Source organism: Acidithiobacillus sp. (genome assembly GCF_049965315.1).
Taxonomy (GTDB): Bacteria; Pseudomonadota; Gammaproteobacteria; order Acidithiobacillales; family Acidithiobacillaceae; genus Acidithiobacillus_B.
Genome location: NZ_JBMFWL010000042.1, coordinates 1 through 14498, shown reverse-complemented (window position 1 = coordinate 14498; position 14498 = coordinate 1). Strand labels below are relative to the sequence as shown.

General features: G+C 61.8%; 15 protein-coding genes and 1 pseudogene. 10 read left to right on the top strand and 6 right to left on the bottom strand.

Annotated features, from left to right (window positions below; all coding sequences use genetic code 11):
- From ACP5MM_RS09130 to ACP5MM_RS09110, 5 genes are all read right to left on the bottom strand, one after another.
- Nucleotides 1–355, bottom strand: a 355-nt coding sequence (locus tag ACP5MM_RS09130) for a thiosulfate oxidation carrier protein SoxY (protein WP_427934460.1), incomplete at its 3' end; no start/stop codon positions are given.
- Nucleotides 356–380: 25 nt separating this feature from the next.
- Nucleotides 381–773, bottom strand: a complete 393-nt coding sequence (gene soxX, locus ACP5MM_RS09125) for a sulfur oxidation c-type cytochrome SoxX (protein ID WP_427931497.1) — start codon at nt 771–773, stop codon at nt 381–383.
- Between the two features lie 205 nt (nt 774–978).
- Nucleotides 979–2346: a sigma-54-dependent transcriptional regulator gene (locus ACP5MM_RS09120; protein ID WP_427934458.1), complete on the bottom strand. Its 1368-nt coding sequence runs from the start codon at nt 2344–2346 to the stop codon at nt 979–981.
- A gap of 23 nt (nt 2347–2369) precedes the next feature.
- On the bottom strand, nt 2370–3965 hold the full coding sequence (locus ACP5MM_RS09115; RefSeq protein ID WP_427934456.1) for an ATP-binding protein: 1596 nt from the start codon (nt 3963–3965) through the stop codon (nt 2370–2372).
- Complete coding sequence (locus ACP5MM_RS09110) at nt 3958–5493, bottom strand: PhnD/SsuA/transferrin family substrate-binding protein (RefSeq protein ID WP_427934455.1); 1536 nt, start codon at nt 5491–5493, stop codon at nt 3958–3960. Before ACP5MM_RS09110 ends, ACP5MM_RS09115 begins: the two co-directional genes overlap by 8 nt.
- Nucleotides 5494–5549: 56 nt before the next feature.
- Between ACP5MM_RS09110 and moaC the strand changes: the two genes are divergently transcribed.
- Entirely contained in the window at nt 5550–6050 is a 501-nt protein-coding gene (gene moaC / locus ACP5MM_RS09105; RefSeq protein WP_427931503.1) for a cyclic pyranopterin monophosphate synthase MoaC, read from the top strand.
- Between the two features lie 21 nt (nt 6051–6071).
- Here the strand turns inward: moaC and ACP5MM_RS09100 are convergent, their stop codons facing one another.
- Nucleotides 6072–6377 carry a hypothetical protein gene (locus ACP5MM_RS09100; protein ID WP_427931505.1) on the bottom strand — a complete coding sequence of 102 codons (306 nt, stop codon included), beginning with the start codon at nt 6375–6377 and terminating at the stop codon, nt 6072–6074.
- Nucleotides 6378–6633: 256 nt separating this feature from the next.
- On the opposite strand from ACP5MM_RS09100, the gene ACP5MM_RS09095 reads away from it, so the two are divergent.
- From ACP5MM_RS09095 to ACP5MM_RS09055, 9 genes and pseudogenes are all read left to right on the top strand, one after another.
- Nucleotides 6634–9492, top strand: a complete 2859-nt coding sequence (locus tag ACP5MM_RS09095) for a molybdopterin oxidoreductase family protein (protein WP_427931507.1) — start codon at nt 6634–6636, stop codon at nt 9490–9492.
- 19 nt (nt 9493–9511) lie between these two features.
- On the top strand, nt 9512–10204 hold the full coding sequence (locus ACP5MM_RS09090; protein WP_427931509.1) for a 4Fe-4S dicluster domain-containing protein: 693 nt from the start codon (nt 9512–9514) through the stop codon (nt 10202–10204).
- Between the two features lie 10 nt (nt 10205–10214).
- The gene (locus ACP5MM_RS09085) at nt 10215–11153 is read left to right on the top strand and encodes a dimethyl sulfoxide reductase anchor subunit family protein (RefSeq protein WP_427931511.1); all 939 of its coding nucleotides are present in this window, start codon (nt 10215–10217) and stop codon (nt 11151–11153) included.
- Nucleotides 11154–11266: 113 nt separating this feature from the next.
- Nucleotides 11267–12292 (top strand): GTP 3',8-cyclase MoaA, encoded by a 1026-nt coding sequence (moaA, locus tag ACP5MM_RS09080; protein WP_427934453.1) that lies wholly within the window; start codon nt 11267–11269, stop codon nt 12290–12292.
- 74 nt (nt 12293–12366) lie between these two features.
- Complete coding sequence (locus ACP5MM_RS09075; RefSeq protein WP_427931514.1) at nt 12367–12699, top strand: rhodanese-like domain-containing protein; 333 nt, start codon at nt 12367–12369, stop codon at nt 12697–12699.
- 121 nt (nt 12700–12820) lie between these two features.
- Nucleotides 12821–13051: a sulfurtransferase TusA family protein gene (locus ACP5MM_RS09070; RefSeq protein WP_427931516.1), complete on the top strand. Its 231-nt coding sequence runs from the start codon at nt 12821–12823 to the stop codon at nt 13049–13051.
- Between the two features lie 59 nt (nt 13052–13110).
- Entirely contained in the window at nt 13111–13584 is a 474-nt protein-coding gene (dsrE2, locus tag ACP5MM_RS09065; RefSeq protein ID WP_427931517.1) for a sulfur carrier protein DsrE2, read from the top strand.
- 58 nt (nt 13585–13642) lie between these two features.
- A complete protein-coding gene (locus tag ACP5MM_RS09060) occupies nt 13643–14329 on the top strand; it encodes a 4Fe-4S dicluster domain-containing protein (protein WP_427931519.1) in 687 nt (228 codons plus the stop codon).
- A 7-nt stretch (nt 14330–14336) separates the two neighbouring features.
- Nucleotides 14337–14498: pseudogene (locus tag ACP5MM_RS09055) on the top strand (heterodisulfide reductase subunit B); the annotation flags it as partial.

Here is a 14498-nt window from a genome sequence, read left to right as displayed (position 1 = left end):
GGCTTGCCAAGGGCGTCGGGTTGTGATCGACAAAGAGATATACCGTGGCAATATAATCGTCCGCCATCATGGGCGAATCCACCTGGATGGTAACGGGGACGGCACCGCCGTTTTCGGCAATGGTGGGGGCGGTCAGCTTGACCTTGGGAGATACCGCTACATCCGTTTTGCCGACGCTGGCCATCATGGCATCGTTCAACACTTTGGCATCGAAGGCCTTGGCCGGCCAGCTCGAGACATCACCGGCGAATGCGAGCTGGGGGCGCAGCAAGCCCAATCCCGCCGCCGTTGCCACGGCACCGGTGGCAAGAGTTGCGCTCAAAAACTGACGTCGTTGCATGGTGTTTTTCGTCACGACTGATACTCCTTTGCAAGGTATGTTATTTCAATGACCACAAATAGTCGGCAATGAGGCCCAATTCCTCATGGGTGAGTACTTTGTTCTTGCCGAACTCGGGCATGTTGGCGTAGGGAAACATCTTTTCCGGATCGGCAAGGAATGCCACCAGTTTTTCCTTGGTCTGGAACATTTGTTGGAAAGTCACGCCCTTCATCGGCAGGGCCGGGCCGATATCGCCGGCCATGGTGCCGCCCGGCAGGGCATGACAGGCGAGGCAGTTGCCCTTGGCCCGATCGAAGGCCAGGGTACGGCCGGCGTCGATGTTTTTCGTCATGTCTGTGCCATCGGCCAGGGCCGACGCGCCAAACGGAACGATGGACATGGCTCCGATGATGAGGGATCGGGTGATGCACTGCAGCAAATGGATTTTCATGGACTCCTCCTTTGGCGCATCCGTTGCCACGGGGGCGACGGTTTTATTTAGCAGGTTTCATGCCATTATTTGAACAACACCTGTGCCTTCATTGATAGCCTAATTCCCGGCGACTGCCAGACAGGGTAAGGAGCCCTGGGGGGCCGGCAGGGAGCGGGACTGTGCCAAACGGACCAGCCCGGAGAAAGGGGCCGGACGTCCCGGCTCAACTCTCGCCGCCATCGTCTTCGCTGTCCTGCTTCCCGAGCAGGCCGATGTTTTTCATGCGCGTGCGTAATTGCTTGCGGCTGATGCCGAGGAGGACGGCGGCCTGGCTCTGGTTGAAACGGGTCTTTTCCAGGGCGCCCAGCACCGTCTGGCGTTCCAGCGACGGCAGGTCGAAGGGGCCGGCACCGGGGGCATCGATTCCTTCGCCCTGGGCCTGGTGCAGTTCGGCGGGCAGGTCCGCGCGCTGGATGACGCCGTGGCGATTGAGGACCACCATCCGCTCGATGAGGTTTTCGAGCTGACGGATATTGCCGGGCCAGTCATAGGCTTCAAAGGCAGCCATGGCCTCCGGCGTGATGCTCATGGCCGGCCGGCCGATGGCCTGGCAAACCTGCCCCAGAAAATGCTGCACCAGGGGGGCGATGTCGGCACGCCTTTCCCGCAGGGGCGGAATATGGAGGGGGATGACATTGAGCCGATAGTACAGATCTTCGCGAAAGCGCCCCTCCGCCACGGCCTTGGCGATGTCCACATGGGTTGCCGCAACAATGCGTGCCGACAGGCGCACCGGCTGGTGGGTTCCCAGGCGGGTGAACTCCCGTTCCTGCAGCGCCCGCAGGAGCTTGACCTGCATGGACAGCGGCATGTCACCCACTTCGTCGAGGAAGAGGGTGCCGTTGGCCGCCAGTTCGAGTTTGCCGGGTTGGGAGCGCGTCGCGCCGGTGAAGGCGCCCCGTTCATAACCGAAAATTTCGCTTTCCACCAACTCCAGGGGGATGGCTCCGCAATTGAAGGCCACAAAAGGCTGCTGCGCCCGCGGTGAGGCCAGGTGCAGGGCCTTGGCCACCAGTTCCTTGCCGGTGCCCGATTCTCCGGTGATGAGGACGTTGGAGGGGGCGGGGGCCACCAGATCGATGATTTCAAGCAGGGTCTCGATGGCGCGGCTGATGCCGATCAGGCCGTGGCGGCGCGGCTCCTGGCGCATGGGCGGCAAGGGGGTGCCGAAGCGGCTGAGGGTCTGGCGAATGAGGGCTATGAGTTCGCCCTCATCCACGGGTTTGGTGAGGTAGTGCTCGGCACCTGCCTTGATGGCGTCTACGGCCTGTTCAATCTCGCCGTAGGCGGTGGTGATGATGAAGGGCAACTGCGGGTAACGCTTTTTGACGGTGCGCAACAGTTCGGTCCCGGAGATGCCCGGCAAACGCTGATCCGAGATGATCAGGGCGGGCATGACCTCGCTCAGCCGTTCCAGGGCCTGTTCGGCGCTCTCCGCCTCCATGGTGCTGAAGCCCTCGGCGTTGAGGACGGCAAGCAGGACGTGGCGGAGATTTTTTTCATCTTCGACCAGTAAAATGGGCTTGGGCATGGCGTCGTGTTCTCGCAGGGTGGTTAACCGGTCAAGTTGGTCGGGAGGGAGGATGGGGGGTGGCGGGGCAGGCGCAGCACAAAGTCGGCGCCCTTGGCGCTGGGACGTAGTTCCACCTGACCATCATGCACCATCATGATCTTGGTCACCACCGCCAGACCCAGCCCGCTGCCCTTGGTTTTGGTGGTGACGTAGGGCTTGAAGATGGTCTGCGCCTTGTCGCCGGGGATGCCGGGGCCATTGTCGCGGACGCCGATCAAGACCCATTGGTCGGTGTCGGTGAGGGCATACAAGGTGATCTTCCCACCCGTGGAGGGTACGGCATCGATGGCGTTGAGGATCAGGTTGCTGATGGCTTGCTCCAGCAGCGAAGCATCGAGAACGGCTTGGAGCCCGGGGGGGCATTGTATGGAGGCCAGAATGGCCTTGGCCTCGAAATCGGCAGTATGGCGGGTAACGCTGCGGGTGAGCAGGGACAGGATGTCGGCTTCCACGCGCAGGGCGGCATAGGGCCTGCCGAAGTCGAGAAAGCCCTGGGTCATGTCGTACAGGCGCTTGACTTCCTCCTCGATGATGCGGAGGAACTCGTCGCGATTCTCATCGTCACCGTAGCGCACCAGGAAGCGCGCGGCGCCGCGGAGGGAGGAAAGGGCATTGCGGATTTCGTGGGCCACCTGGGCCGACATTTCGCCGATGGTGGCCATGCACTGCATGGCCTGCTGGCGCCGGTGCAGTTGATTCAACTCGTTCAGATGTTCGCGCAGGCGGGTTTCCACCCGCTTGAAGGCAAAGTCCAGACGATGGAGTTCGTCACCTTCGACGTTCGGCGGCGAGGGCGTTGGCCGGTCCTCCGTGCGGAGCTGCGCTTCCATACCCTCGATCTCCCCCAGGAGGCGCAGGACCGGCCGAGTCACCGCGCGACTCACCAGGTAGGCACCCAGCAAGCCCATCAGTGCGGTAATGCCGCCCAGGATGAGCAAGCGATTTCTGGTCCTGTCCAGGCGGGCATTGACCAGGGCATTGATCCTTTCCGAGTTGCCATCCACCCACACCGCTCCAAGGCGCTGGCCACCGGCGACGATGGGGGCATAAAAGCGGATCCCCTTATAGCCGGCGGCGCTGGGGAGGGGGCGATGCTGAATTTGGCCCAATCGGGACAAATTGCCGCTGGCCACCACGATGCCTTGCCGGTCGGCGATGGTGATGCGCTCCACCAGCGGATTGCGCGCCTCGGCCAGCTTGCCCAGGGCGCCGCCGTCTTTCAGGAGGAGGGGGTCGGTGGCACTGGCGGCGAGATTGCCGGTCAGGCGTTGCAGTTCCGTCTGTACCTGGCCGGTAAGGTCATTGCGGACGGAGCTATAGAGGAAAATGGCAATGAGGGCGTAAATCAGGGCGATGAGCAAGAGGACGAAGATCATGCTCTTTGCCGGCCAGGTCAAGCGTTGCCACAGCCGGCCGGGAAGTTCGAGGAGCGCGTTGCGGGCCGGTGCGCAAGGGGCGGCTGTGCGGTCCTGTCCCATGTCGATGTCGGGGTGGGCGAACTTGCGCCCCGCCCGGCCCGGATAAAACGCCTTTTCGGGCATTGCGTTGGTGGCGATTTCGGGCGCGGGCCTATTCATGGGGGAGGGGGACAAAACGCGCGAAACCCGCGCCGGAGAGGGCGTTGGGTGCCAAGTGAAGCATGGCCTGGAGGAGCGCCTGCCGTTGCGCCGGCGAAAGGCGGCGATTCACCGCGAAGCTCCATGGTGCCGCCGTGCCCACCGTCATCAGGACGGTCCACGCCCCGGGCAGAGACTGGTCGAGGGAACTGAAGGTGGCCGCCCGCACCACGCCAAGGTCCGTTGATCCATTGGCGACACTGGTGAATACGGCACGCTCCGATCCCACCGCCTTCCAGACAAAAGGCTGCGTTCCCCGCTCCCGGCTTTGCAGTGCCGGCAGGGCCGCCTCGCGCGCGCTGCAGTAGGGTCCGGCATAGGCGATGCGCAAAGGCGGTTGCAGGGCCTGCGCTGCCTGGGATACGGGCTCGCGGGCAATGATGGCGATGCGTTGCGCGCCGGGCCTGGGCAGCGAGCGCGCCAGAGGAATCATGGACCGCCGCTCCGCCGCCACCATGGCCGGGGTCAGCAGGCTGAAATCATAGGCGCCGCGGCGGCCCTGCCGCACAAAGTCCTGCTCATTGGCGGGAATGACCAGGCGCACGGGGCGGCCCATGGCCCGCGCCAGGGCCGCCCGCAGGGGGGCAAAAATCTGGTAGGCGGCCATGGGGGTATAGGTGGGTGGAATGGCAAAGCTCATGGCCATGGAGTTGCGCTTGGGCGTGAGCGCCACGCCGAAAAGATCCGCATAGAGCGTGCGCAGCACGGCATAGTCCCCATCCTGTACGGGTTGGAACCCGCGCACCATGCCCGCCAACGCCGTCATGGCGGCCGGCGCATTCCGGGTCGCGGCCAGCAAGGCCGTTGTCAGCCGGGCGCGCAGCGGTGCAGGCACCTTTTCCGAAGCGGCCAGTAGGTCGCCGGGCCCCACGGGCGCCTGGCCGATCACCCGCAGCGTGCCCGCCCGCAAGTATGGCGCCGCCACATTCTCCGCCACGGCGGTGGCATCATAAAAGCGGGCGGCCACGTCCATGAGGGCGCTCTGATCGCTCCCCGTTTGCCGAAAAACGTGAAAGTCCTTGGGCGTCAGCCCGGCCTCCTGCAACAGGGTGAGGGGGATCAGGGAGGATGCCGCGCAAGCCGGGTCCCCCGCGACAAAACTGGACCCGCGCAGTTGCAGGATGTTGTGGATGGGGCTATCCCTGCGTACGAGGATGACGCTGCGGTTGCCGCCCGGTGTGGGGTTCACTTCCGCCAAGGGGAAATAGCGATCCTCATGGGCGACCTTGAGATAGGCGATGGGGCAAAAAAACGTGACCTGGGCGACGGGCATCTTCGCCTCGGCGTAAAAGCTGTCCAGGTTGGCGCTGAAGTGCATGGTCACCGTTTCTCCCGTTGCCTTGCCCAGATAGGCGGCCAGGGGGGCAAAGGCCGCATACATGGTGGCGGGGCTGCTCACCGGAGGCAGCAGCAAGCGCAACTGTGCTTGCGCCGCCGGGCTGAAAACGAAGAAGATAAGACACAGCAGAATGCGAATGGGGATGATCATGGCAATGTCCCGTCTCCAGACAATGGTTCCATAACCCTAGCAAAAGAGGTGCCAAGTTGAATCAAGAGCCGCCGGTGTCGGACGAGTTGAGCCATTTCAATCGTGCAGGCCACGCGCACATGGTGGAAGTGGGGGGCAAGGCCGCAACGACCCGAACCGCCGTCGCCGAGGGGTATATTGTCATGGCGGAGGCTACCCTGGCCAGGATCCAGGCCGGCAGCATGGGTAAGGGAGACGTGCTGGGTGTGGCGCGTCTGGCCGCCATCCAGGCCGCCAAAAAGACCTGGGAGCTGATTCCCCTGGCCCATTTGCTGGCGCTTACCGGTGCGGATGTCGAATTTCGCAGCGAAGCCGTGCCCCCGCGCATCGTCTGCCGGGCGCAGGTGCGCTGCCTGGGGCAGACGGGTGTGGAGATGGAGGCCCTCACGGCAGTAACCATTGCCCTGCTCACCATCTACGACATGTGCAAGGCCATTGATCGCGGCATGCAGCTCCAGGGCATTCGCCTCCTGCGCAAGGAAGGCGGCCGCAGCGGACTATGGGAGGCAGGTCGGTAGGATGCCGCTGCCTCCACGGCCTCACTTCCCGCGATGGGGCGAGGAACTGTAACGCTCCATGAACTCCCGATCCTTCCAGTTGACTTCCTTCAGGATTTCGTCGGGGATCAGGTAACGGTCCTGGGGCGCGACGTCCTGCGACTTGACGATGCGCAGCACATCGGCATAGGCGAGCTTGCGCAGCAGGCCGTCCTTGTCGGTGGCGCGAACGATCATCGCATCATTGAAAAGGGCGTAGATGTAGAAGTTGCCCGGGCGCAGCTTGCCATCCTTGTCGCGCCACGTCACGGTCATGCGCATGTGCTCTTTGAAATCGCTTCGGTTCATGGGGTGTCTCCTTCGATTGAACGCAGGCTAAACTAATCACCGCAGCGCCAGCAAAGCAAATAAGCCCTGTTTATTACAAAATCAAAAACGCTGAGTTGCTTTATCGGTGCCTGCTCAGCCACCATCACTACCCACGGAAAGTCTCCAAAACACCCCGGCGGCCGCGTGCTTCCCTCGACGGCGGCCGCCGCGCAGTCTTTTGGGGACGCTCCCCATGTAGCAGTTTCCGGGCCCTACGGCAAAAGATGAGGTGCAAATGGCTACCGTCATGCAATTTGAAGATCACGGCAAGCAGGAAATCAAATATACCACGTGTTACATGTGCGCTTGCCGCTGTGGCATCAAGGTCACGGTAGAGGATAACAAGGTACGCTTCATCCAGGGAAACCGGAACCATCCCATCAACCAGGGTGTGCTCTGCGCCAAGGGCTCGGCGGGGATCATGAAGCAGTATTCCCCCGGCAAGCTGCGCAATCCGCTCCTCCGCAAGCCGGGGTCCGAGCGCGGCGCCGGAGAGTTTGAGGAGATTTCCTGGGACGAGGCCCTGGATATGCTGACCAAGCGCCTCAGCCATATCCGCGCCACGGACCCCAACAAGCTGGCCTTCTTCACCGGCCGCGACCAGATGCAGGCCCTCACCGGCCTCTGGGCCCAGCAGTTCGGCACCCTCAACTGGTCGGCCCACGGCGGTTTCTGCTCGGTGAACATGGCCACTGCCGGGTTGTACATGCTGGGGCATGCCTTCTGGGAGTTCGGCGACCCCGACTGGGAGCGGACCAAATACTTCATGCTCTGGGGCGTCGCCGAAGACCACTCCTCCAATCCCATGAAGATCGGGCTGGAGAAGCTCAAGCGCCACGGCGGCAAATTCGTCGGGATCAACCCGGCGCGTACCGGCTATCAGGCCATCGCCGACGAATGGGTGCCCATCAAGCCGGGTACCGACGGCATGTTCGCCCTGTCCATGGTGCATGTGCTGCTCAACAACGAACTCTTCGACTGGGATTTTCTGGTGCGTTACACCAACGCCCCCTTCCTCGTGGTCCATACGCCGGGGCAACGGGGTGACGGCCTCATCGCGCGCGACGCCGATGGCCATCCGCTGGTCTGGGACCTGAAGCAGGAGGCCTTTGTCAACGGCATGCAGGCGGGCATCTCCCCGGCCATGTTCGGTGAATTCACCGCCCCCGATGGCCGTCCCGTGCGGACGGTCATGTCGATCCTCGCCGAAAAGTACACCGACGAGCAGTTCTCGCCCCGGAATGCCAGCAAGATCACCGGCATTCCCGCCGAAACCATCGAACGCCTGGCCCTGGAAATGGCCCATGTGGCCTTCCAGGAGAGCATCGAAATCGAGTGCGAATGGACCGACTGGGCCGGCCGCAAGCAGGATCGCTTCATCGGCCGCCCGGTCTCCATGCACGCCATGCGCGGCATTTCCGCCCATTCCAACGGCCTGCAGTCGGCGCGCGCCATTCACCTCCTGCAGGTCCTGCTGGGCACCATCGACTGCCCCGGCGGTTTCCGCTCCAAGGCGCCCTACCCCAAGCCCGTCCCGCCGCCCAACAAGCCGGCCCAGGACAGCGCGCCCAATACCCCCTTGAAGTCCTTGCCCCTGGGTTTCCCCACGGCGCCCGAGGACCTGGTCATCGACGCCGATGGCAAGCCCAAGCGGATTGACAAGGCCTATTCCTGGGAGGCGCCCATCGCCAATCATGGCCTGATGCACATGGTGATCACCAATGCCGTCAACCATGACCCCTACGCCATTGATACCCTGATCTTCTTCATGGCCAACATGAGCTGGAATTCCACCATGAACACGGCCAACGTCCAGGAAATGCTCAAGTCCAAGGACGAGCAGGGCGAGTACAAGATCCCGTTTCTGGTGGTGGTGGATGCCTTTCACTCGGAAATGGTCAACTTCGCCGACCTGGTGCTTCCCGATACCACCTATCTGGAGCGCTACGACGCCATATCCCTGCTCGATCGGCCCATCTCCGAACCCGATGCGGTATGCGATTCCATCCGCCATCCCCTGTTGCAGCCGGATCGCAACGTGCGGCCATGGCAGGAGGTCATGGTGGATCTGGCGGGACGGCTGAAGTTCCCCGCCTTCACCCGCGAGGACGGTCAGCCCCGGTTTAGCGGATACAAGGACTTCATCGTCCATTACGAACGCGCCCCGGGCATCGGCTTTCTGGCGGGATGGCGCGGCAAGGATGGCAGCAAGAGCCTGCGCGGCGAGCCCAATCCCGAACAATGGGAACGCTACATCGAGCATCAGGGCTTCTTTCAATACCATCTGCCCGAGTCCATGCGCTACTACCGCTTCGCCAACAAGGAGTATCTGGAGTTTGCGCAGCATGCCGGCTTCAATCCGACGGCCCATCCCATCGTCATCGAGCTCTATTCCGAGACCTTCCAGCGCTTCCGTCTGGCGGGGCAGGGCCTTTATGACGGTCCCCAGCCCAAGGACCCCGCGGATCGCGAGCGCCTGGCCCGATATTTCGATCCCCTGCCGGATTTCTATGAGCCGCTGGAGCAGCAGCGCATCGACAAGACGGAATATCCTTTCTACGCCGTCAATCAGCGTCCCATGATGATGTACCACTCCTGGGATAGCCAAAACGCCTGGCTGCGCCAGATCATCGCCCAGAATTTCCTCTACATGAACCGCAAGAAGGGAGAGCAATTGGGGATTGTCGACCAGAGCTGGGTCTGGGTGGAGTCCCACAACGGCAAGATCCGCGTCCAGGTGAAGCTCATCGAGGGTTGCCAGGAAGATACGGTCTGGACCTGGAATGCCATCGGCAAGCAGCCGGGCGCCTGGGGCCTGAAGCCCGATGCCGCGGAGGCCACCAAGGGCTTCCTCATGAATCACCTGATCTCCGAGCTGCTTCCCGAAAAACAGGGGGAACGGCGGATCACCAATTCCGACCCGGTGACCGGCCAGGCCGCCTGGTACGACCTGATGGTCAAGATCTACCCGGCGGCCCCCGGTGAGGAAGGGGTCTGGCCGACCTTCGCCACCATCAAGCCCATTCCCGGCGCAACGCCTGCGCCGGACGTCTTGCGCTACCATACGCATCAGCCCGTCAACCTCAAATCGTGACGGGGCAAGGAGAGCACTCATGCGACTAGGACTGGTTATTGACCTTGATACCTGCGTGGGCTGCCATGCCTGCGCGGTCGCCTGCAAGGAATGGAACACCAGCGGCACCACGGCGCCCCTGACGGACTACGATCCCTACGGGGCACGGCCGTCCGGAGTGTGGTTCAACCGCATTCGGCATTACGAAGTGGGCGAATACCCCCACAACAAGACCATCAACTTTCCCATGTCGTGCATGCACTGTGAGAACGCCGAGTGCGTCACGGTCTGCCCGACGGGGGCCTCCTACAAGCGGGCCGAAGACGGGATCGTCCTAGTGGATCAGAACAAGTGCATGGGATGCAACTACTGTTCCTGGGCCTGCCCCTACGGCGCCCGGGAACTGGACCGGGTCTCCGGGACGATGAAGAAGTGCACCTTGTGCATCGACCGCATCTATGACCGGGAGATACCGGAGGAAGAGCGGCAGCCGGCCTGTGTCCTCACCTGTCCTGCCCATGCCCGCATGTTCGGCGATCTGGACGATCCCGAGAGCCCGGTGGCCCGGGCGGTGCGCCAGCGTGGCGGCTACCAGTTGATGCCGGAGCTGAATTACAACCCCACCAACCATTACCTTCCACCCCGCGTGCATGCCCCCATCCCCACCGACGACCTCAGGAAAAAGACGGTCCGCAAGGTGAAGGAATGGGTGAACCGCGTGGTTGAGCGTTAAGGAGAAAAACATGCATCCGGCCCTCGCAGTTATTTTTCTGACGCTTTTCTCCGGTGGCGGTTTCGGGCTCATGGCGCTGACCGCCATCGTCAACGATTTCCAGATCGATGGCGGCCTCTCCCCCATGCAGACCATGGTGGCGGTGCTCTTGTCCATCCTCTTCGTCACCATCGGCATGCTGTCCTCCACCGCCCATCTGGCCAACCCGAAAAACGCCTGGCGCGCCTTTACCCGCTGGCGCACCTCCTGGCTCGCCCGCGAGGGGGTCTTCGCCGTGCTGTACTATCCCTTTGCCATGCTTTATCTGGTATGGGTGTTTTTCACCGGGGGAGCGGCGGATGTAACGGGTCTCCTGCTCGCCAATGTGGCGGGCGTCATCGGCCTGATCACGATTTTTTGCCAGGGCATGATCTATGCCTGCCTGCGCACCATTCGCCAGTGGAATACGCCCCTCGTCCCCGCCAACTTTTACGCCATGGGTCTTGCCATCGGCGCGACCGTGCTGGCGGCTCTGCGCATCGCTACGGGCGGGCCGGCGCAGACGCTGGTGGGGATGGCCGTCGCCCTGCTCGCCGCCGCCGCCGTGCTCAAGGGCATTTATTATTTCTGGATCGCCCGCCCCAACGGTCCCACCATCCGCACGGCCACGGGCTTCAACCGTTCCACCGTGCGCCTACTGGACCAGGGCCACACCTTCGGCACCTTCCTGACCCAGGAGTTCGGACACACCATCCCCGCCGCCAAGGCCAACACCATCAAGCTCCTCATGTACATCTTCGCTTTTGTGGTCCCCATATGGGCCATCGCCCTGGCTTTATCCCTGGGGCTCGGCAGCCTGGCGTGGCTGGCCGTCGTTTCGGTCTTCTTCGGCATCGGGGTGGAGCGCTGGCTGTTTTTCGTCGAGGCCCAGCATGTGGTCAATCTTTACCATGGCCGTCAACAATGTTGAATGTAGGGTTGCAAAGGGTCTAAGATGAAACCGGATATGGGGCCTGTGCCGAGCAAGTGAAAACGCCCCGTTTTTCTCTTCCGGGACAGATGCCCCTCGTCTAGGAGTGATCCATGTTGCTACCCGCCATCTCCGCAACGGACCAGGAGGCCGATCTCGTCGACCAGTTTGGTCGGCATATCAGCTACTTGCGCGTCTCGGTCACGGAGCACTGCAACTTCCGTTGTGAATATTGTTCCCCCGAAGAGGGCACCCCCTATTTCGACCGCGACGACCATCTGCGGGTGGAGGAATACGATCGCCTCATCGGTCTGTTCGCCCATCTGGGTCTGCGCCACATCCGCTTCACCGGTGGTGAGCCCCTCATCTACCCGCACCTCCTCCCCCTCATCGAGTCCGCCAAGCGCCATGGCATCGGCAAAATCAGCGTGAGCACCAACGGCCTGCTGCTGGGCCGCCTGGCGCAAAAGCTGCTGGCGGCGGGGGTGAACAATCTCAATGTCAGCATGGATAGCCTCCAGGCGGGCACTTTTGCCGCCATCACCCGCGGCGGCGATCTGCTCCGCGTGCAACAGGGCATCGAAGAGGCGGTACAGGCAGGGATTCCGCGCATCAAGATCAACGTCGTCCTGCTCCGTCAGCACAACGGCGCCGAACTGCCCGCGCTGGTCGCCTATGCCATTGGCAAAGGGGTGGACATCCGTTTCATCGAAACCATGCCCCTGGGGCTGGCCGGGTCTGCGGCCCAGGATGGGCAATATCTGAGCGCGGAAGAGGCGCGGCAACTCATAGCCGAACGCTATCTCCTGGAACCGGCCGAAGCCCAGGCCGATCATGGTCCGGCCCGCTTGTTTCGGATCCCGGGGACGCAGACCCATGTGGGCTTCATCACGCCCATCAGCGATAATTTCTGCGCCACCTGCAACCGGGTCCGGCTCACGGCCGGCGGGCGGCTGGTGTATTGCCTCGGGCAGGAAGCAGGCATTGATCTGCTGCCGCTCCTGCGCGGCGGCCAGGGCGATGGGTCCATCGCCGAGGCGGTGCGCAGAGGAATCTGGCAGGACAAGCCGCAGAAGCATTTTTTTGTCAGCGACCCCGGGCGCTCCGCGCGCATCTTCATGATGCGCCTGGGTGGGTAGGGGCATGGGTGCAAGGCGGCGCGTGCTTGGTGTAAACTCTGGCGTTAACCGTATTCTCTATGGAAGAACACCTTATGCACGGCTTTCAAGAAATCACCCCTGATCAGCTCAAGGCGCTGCGTGAGGAGGGCGAGGCGTTCACCCTGATCGATGTGCGCTCGCCGGCGGAGGTGGCGCGGGGCATTATCGATGGCGCCCGGCATCTCCCGCTGCATCTCCTGCCCATGTCGATCCAGCAACTGGATAAGCAAAGCCCCATTGTGTTTTACTGCCTCAGCGGTGGACGCTCCGCCCAGGCCGCCGCCTTCGCGGCGGCGCAGGGGTTTAGCCAGGTCCTGAATCTGCGCGGAGGCATTTCGGCCTGGGCCAGCAGGGGTTTTCCCATAGCGCCGCCGGCCAATCCATAAGGGGATACTGAAATAGGGGGGGTTAATCATCAAATCAAAATATTTACCTTGCTGTCCCCGTCGTTCCTGATAGAGTTCCACCAGTAGTAAATCAGAGATCACTAAACCGAGGAGGTAACCCATGGTACAGGAAGATAAAGTTCTCGACGCACGCGGCCTCAACTGCCCGTTGCCCATTCTCCGCACGAAAAAGGCCCTTGGCGAATTGACCGCCGGTCAGGTCCTGAAGATCGTGGCTACGGATCCCGGTGCGGTCAAGGACTTCGAGGCCTTCGCCAAGCAGACCAAGAATCCGTTGCTGGAACAGGCCGAGGCTGGCGGCGAGTTTATCTTCTTCATCCAAAAGGCCTGACCAGAAGGGCTGACACTTACGGACTCGATACCCACAAGAGTCTGCGCGAGGAGCGAGTTATGGACGAAAAAAAATTGGCCATCATTGCCACCAAGGGAACCCTTGACTGGGGATATCCTCCCTTCATTCTTGCCTCCACGGCAGCGGCTTTGGGGTATGCGACAGAAATATTTTTCACCTTTTACGGTCTGCAGCTCCTGAAAAAGGATCTCGGCCATTTGCGGGTCAGTCCCCTGGGCAATCCGGCCATGCCCATGCCCGTCCCCATGCCCAACTTTGTCATGGCCCTGGTGCCCGGCATGGAAGGGATGGCCACTTCCATGATGAAAAGCAAGATGAAGTCCAAGGGCGTTGCCAGCCTTGAGGAGTTGCGCGAGCTTTGCGTCGAGGCGGAAGTGCGGATGATCGCCTGCCAGATGACCGTTGACCTTTTCGAGTTCGATACCTCGGATTTCATCGATGGGGTCGAACTGGGCGGCGCGGCACTCTTCTTCGAGTTTGCCGGCGAAGCGGACATCACGCTGTTCATTTAAGTGGATCGCGGTGGTGCCAAGGTTGCATTGGCGCAATGGTTAGAGCAAGGAGCGAGTAATGGCGACTTACGCTGAGATGAAGGGGATGTTTGACGAGATCCGTGCGGATTTTCGTTACGATCACGAGTTGAACGGCTGTTTGAATTGCGGGATTTGCACCGCAACCTGCCCCTCCGCACAGTTTTATGATTATAGTCCGCGGGAAATCGTACAGTTGCTGTGGACCGAAAATGTCGAGCAGATCTACGACGCCATGCAGGAAAAGATCTGGGCCTGCGCCCAATGCATGACCTGCGCTGCCCGTTGTCCTTTCAAGAACTCTCCCGGTGGTCTCGTCATGATCATGCGCGAGGTGTCCATTCGTCATGGCATGCAATCGGCCAAGGACGTATTGCGGCCCTTCGGGCGCGTCATGCTGAAGCTGATCACGACCGGCAACCAGTTGTCGCCGGACATGATTCAGCCGGATCATTTTCCCGACTGGGGCCCCAACATTCAGAAGGTCGAAGGCGATTTGCGCGTGCTGCGCAAGGCGATCCCGGTGCGCACCTTGCAAACCACGGATACGGCCTGGGAGGTCTCCCTCAAGACTTCCGTGGAAATGTATACCATCTGGGAAATGACTGGTGTCCTCAAGTCCCTCGAAACCATGGATGAGAATCTTTTTGACGTGATCGAAGACTTCATCGATGAGAAGCGGGAAGATTACGAGGACTGGCTGGAAAAGCAGGGCGACAAGGACTGAGGAGTGAATGATGACTGAAAAGACACAGCAGGGTGTGGCCGGCCACGGCGCCTTCTTCCAGGATACCAACCTTTCCGCCCAGGAGGCGGAAGCCGCAACGGCCTGGGTGCGCAGCCACGTGGATCGCCGCAGCGTTGACCTGGGCGAGCGGATGGACGACATCCGCGAC

Excerpts from the sequence above, each read along its gene's own strand:
- soxX (WP_427931497.1), bottom strand. The coding sequence starts at position 773 with ATGAAAATCCATTTGCTGCAGTGCATCACCCGATCCCTCATCATCGGA.
- ACP5MM_RS09120 (WP_427934458.1), bottom strand. The coding sequence starts at position 2,346 with ATGCCCAAGCCCATTTTACTGGTCGAAGATGAAAAAAATCTCCGCCAC.
- ACP5MM_RS09115 (WP_427934456.1), bottom strand. The coding sequence starts at position 3,965 with ATGAATAGGCCCGCGCCCGAAATCGCCACCAACGCAATGCCCGAAAAG.
- ACP5MM_RS09110 (WP_427934455.1), bottom strand. The coding sequence starts at position 5,493 with ATGATCATCCCCATTCGCATTCTGCTGTGTCTTATCTTCTTCGTTTTC.
- ACP5MM_RS09100 (WP_427931505.1), bottom strand. The coding sequence starts at position 6,377 with ATGAACCGAAGCGATTTCAAAGAGCACATGCGCATGACCGTGACGTGG.
- ACP5MM_RS09095 (WP_427931507.1), top strand. The coding sequence starts at position 6,634 with ATGGCTACCGTCATGCAATTTGAAGATCACGGCAAGCAGGAAATCAAA.
- ACP5MM_RS09090 (WP_427931509.1), top strand. The coding sequence starts at position 9,512 with ATGCGACTAGGACTGGTTATTGACCTTGATACCTGCGTGGGCTGCCAT.
- ACP5MM_RS09085 (WP_427931511.1), top strand. The coding sequence starts at position 10,215 with ATGCATCCGGCCCTCGCAGTTATTTTTCTGACGCTTTTCTCCGGTGGC.
- moaA (WP_427934453.1), top strand. The coding sequence starts at position 11,267 with ATGTTGCTACCCGCCATCTCCGCAACGGACCAGGAGGCCGATCTCGTC.
- ACP5MM_RS09075 (WP_427931514.1), top strand. The coding sequence starts at position 12,367 with ATGCACGGCTTTCAAGAAATCACCCCTGATCAGCTCAAGGCGCTGCGT.
- ACP5MM_RS09070 (WP_427931516.1), top strand. The coding sequence starts at position 12,821 with ATGGTACAGGAAGATAAAGTTCTCGACGCACGCGGCCTCAACTGCCCG.
- dsrE2 (WP_427931517.1), top strand. The coding sequence starts at position 13,111 with ATGGACGAAAAAAAATTGGCCATCATTGCCACCAAGGGAACCCTTGAC.
- ACP5MM_RS09060 (WP_427931519.1), top strand. The coding sequence starts at position 13,643 with ATGGCGACTTACGCTGAGATGAAGGGGATGTTTGACGAGATCCGTGCG.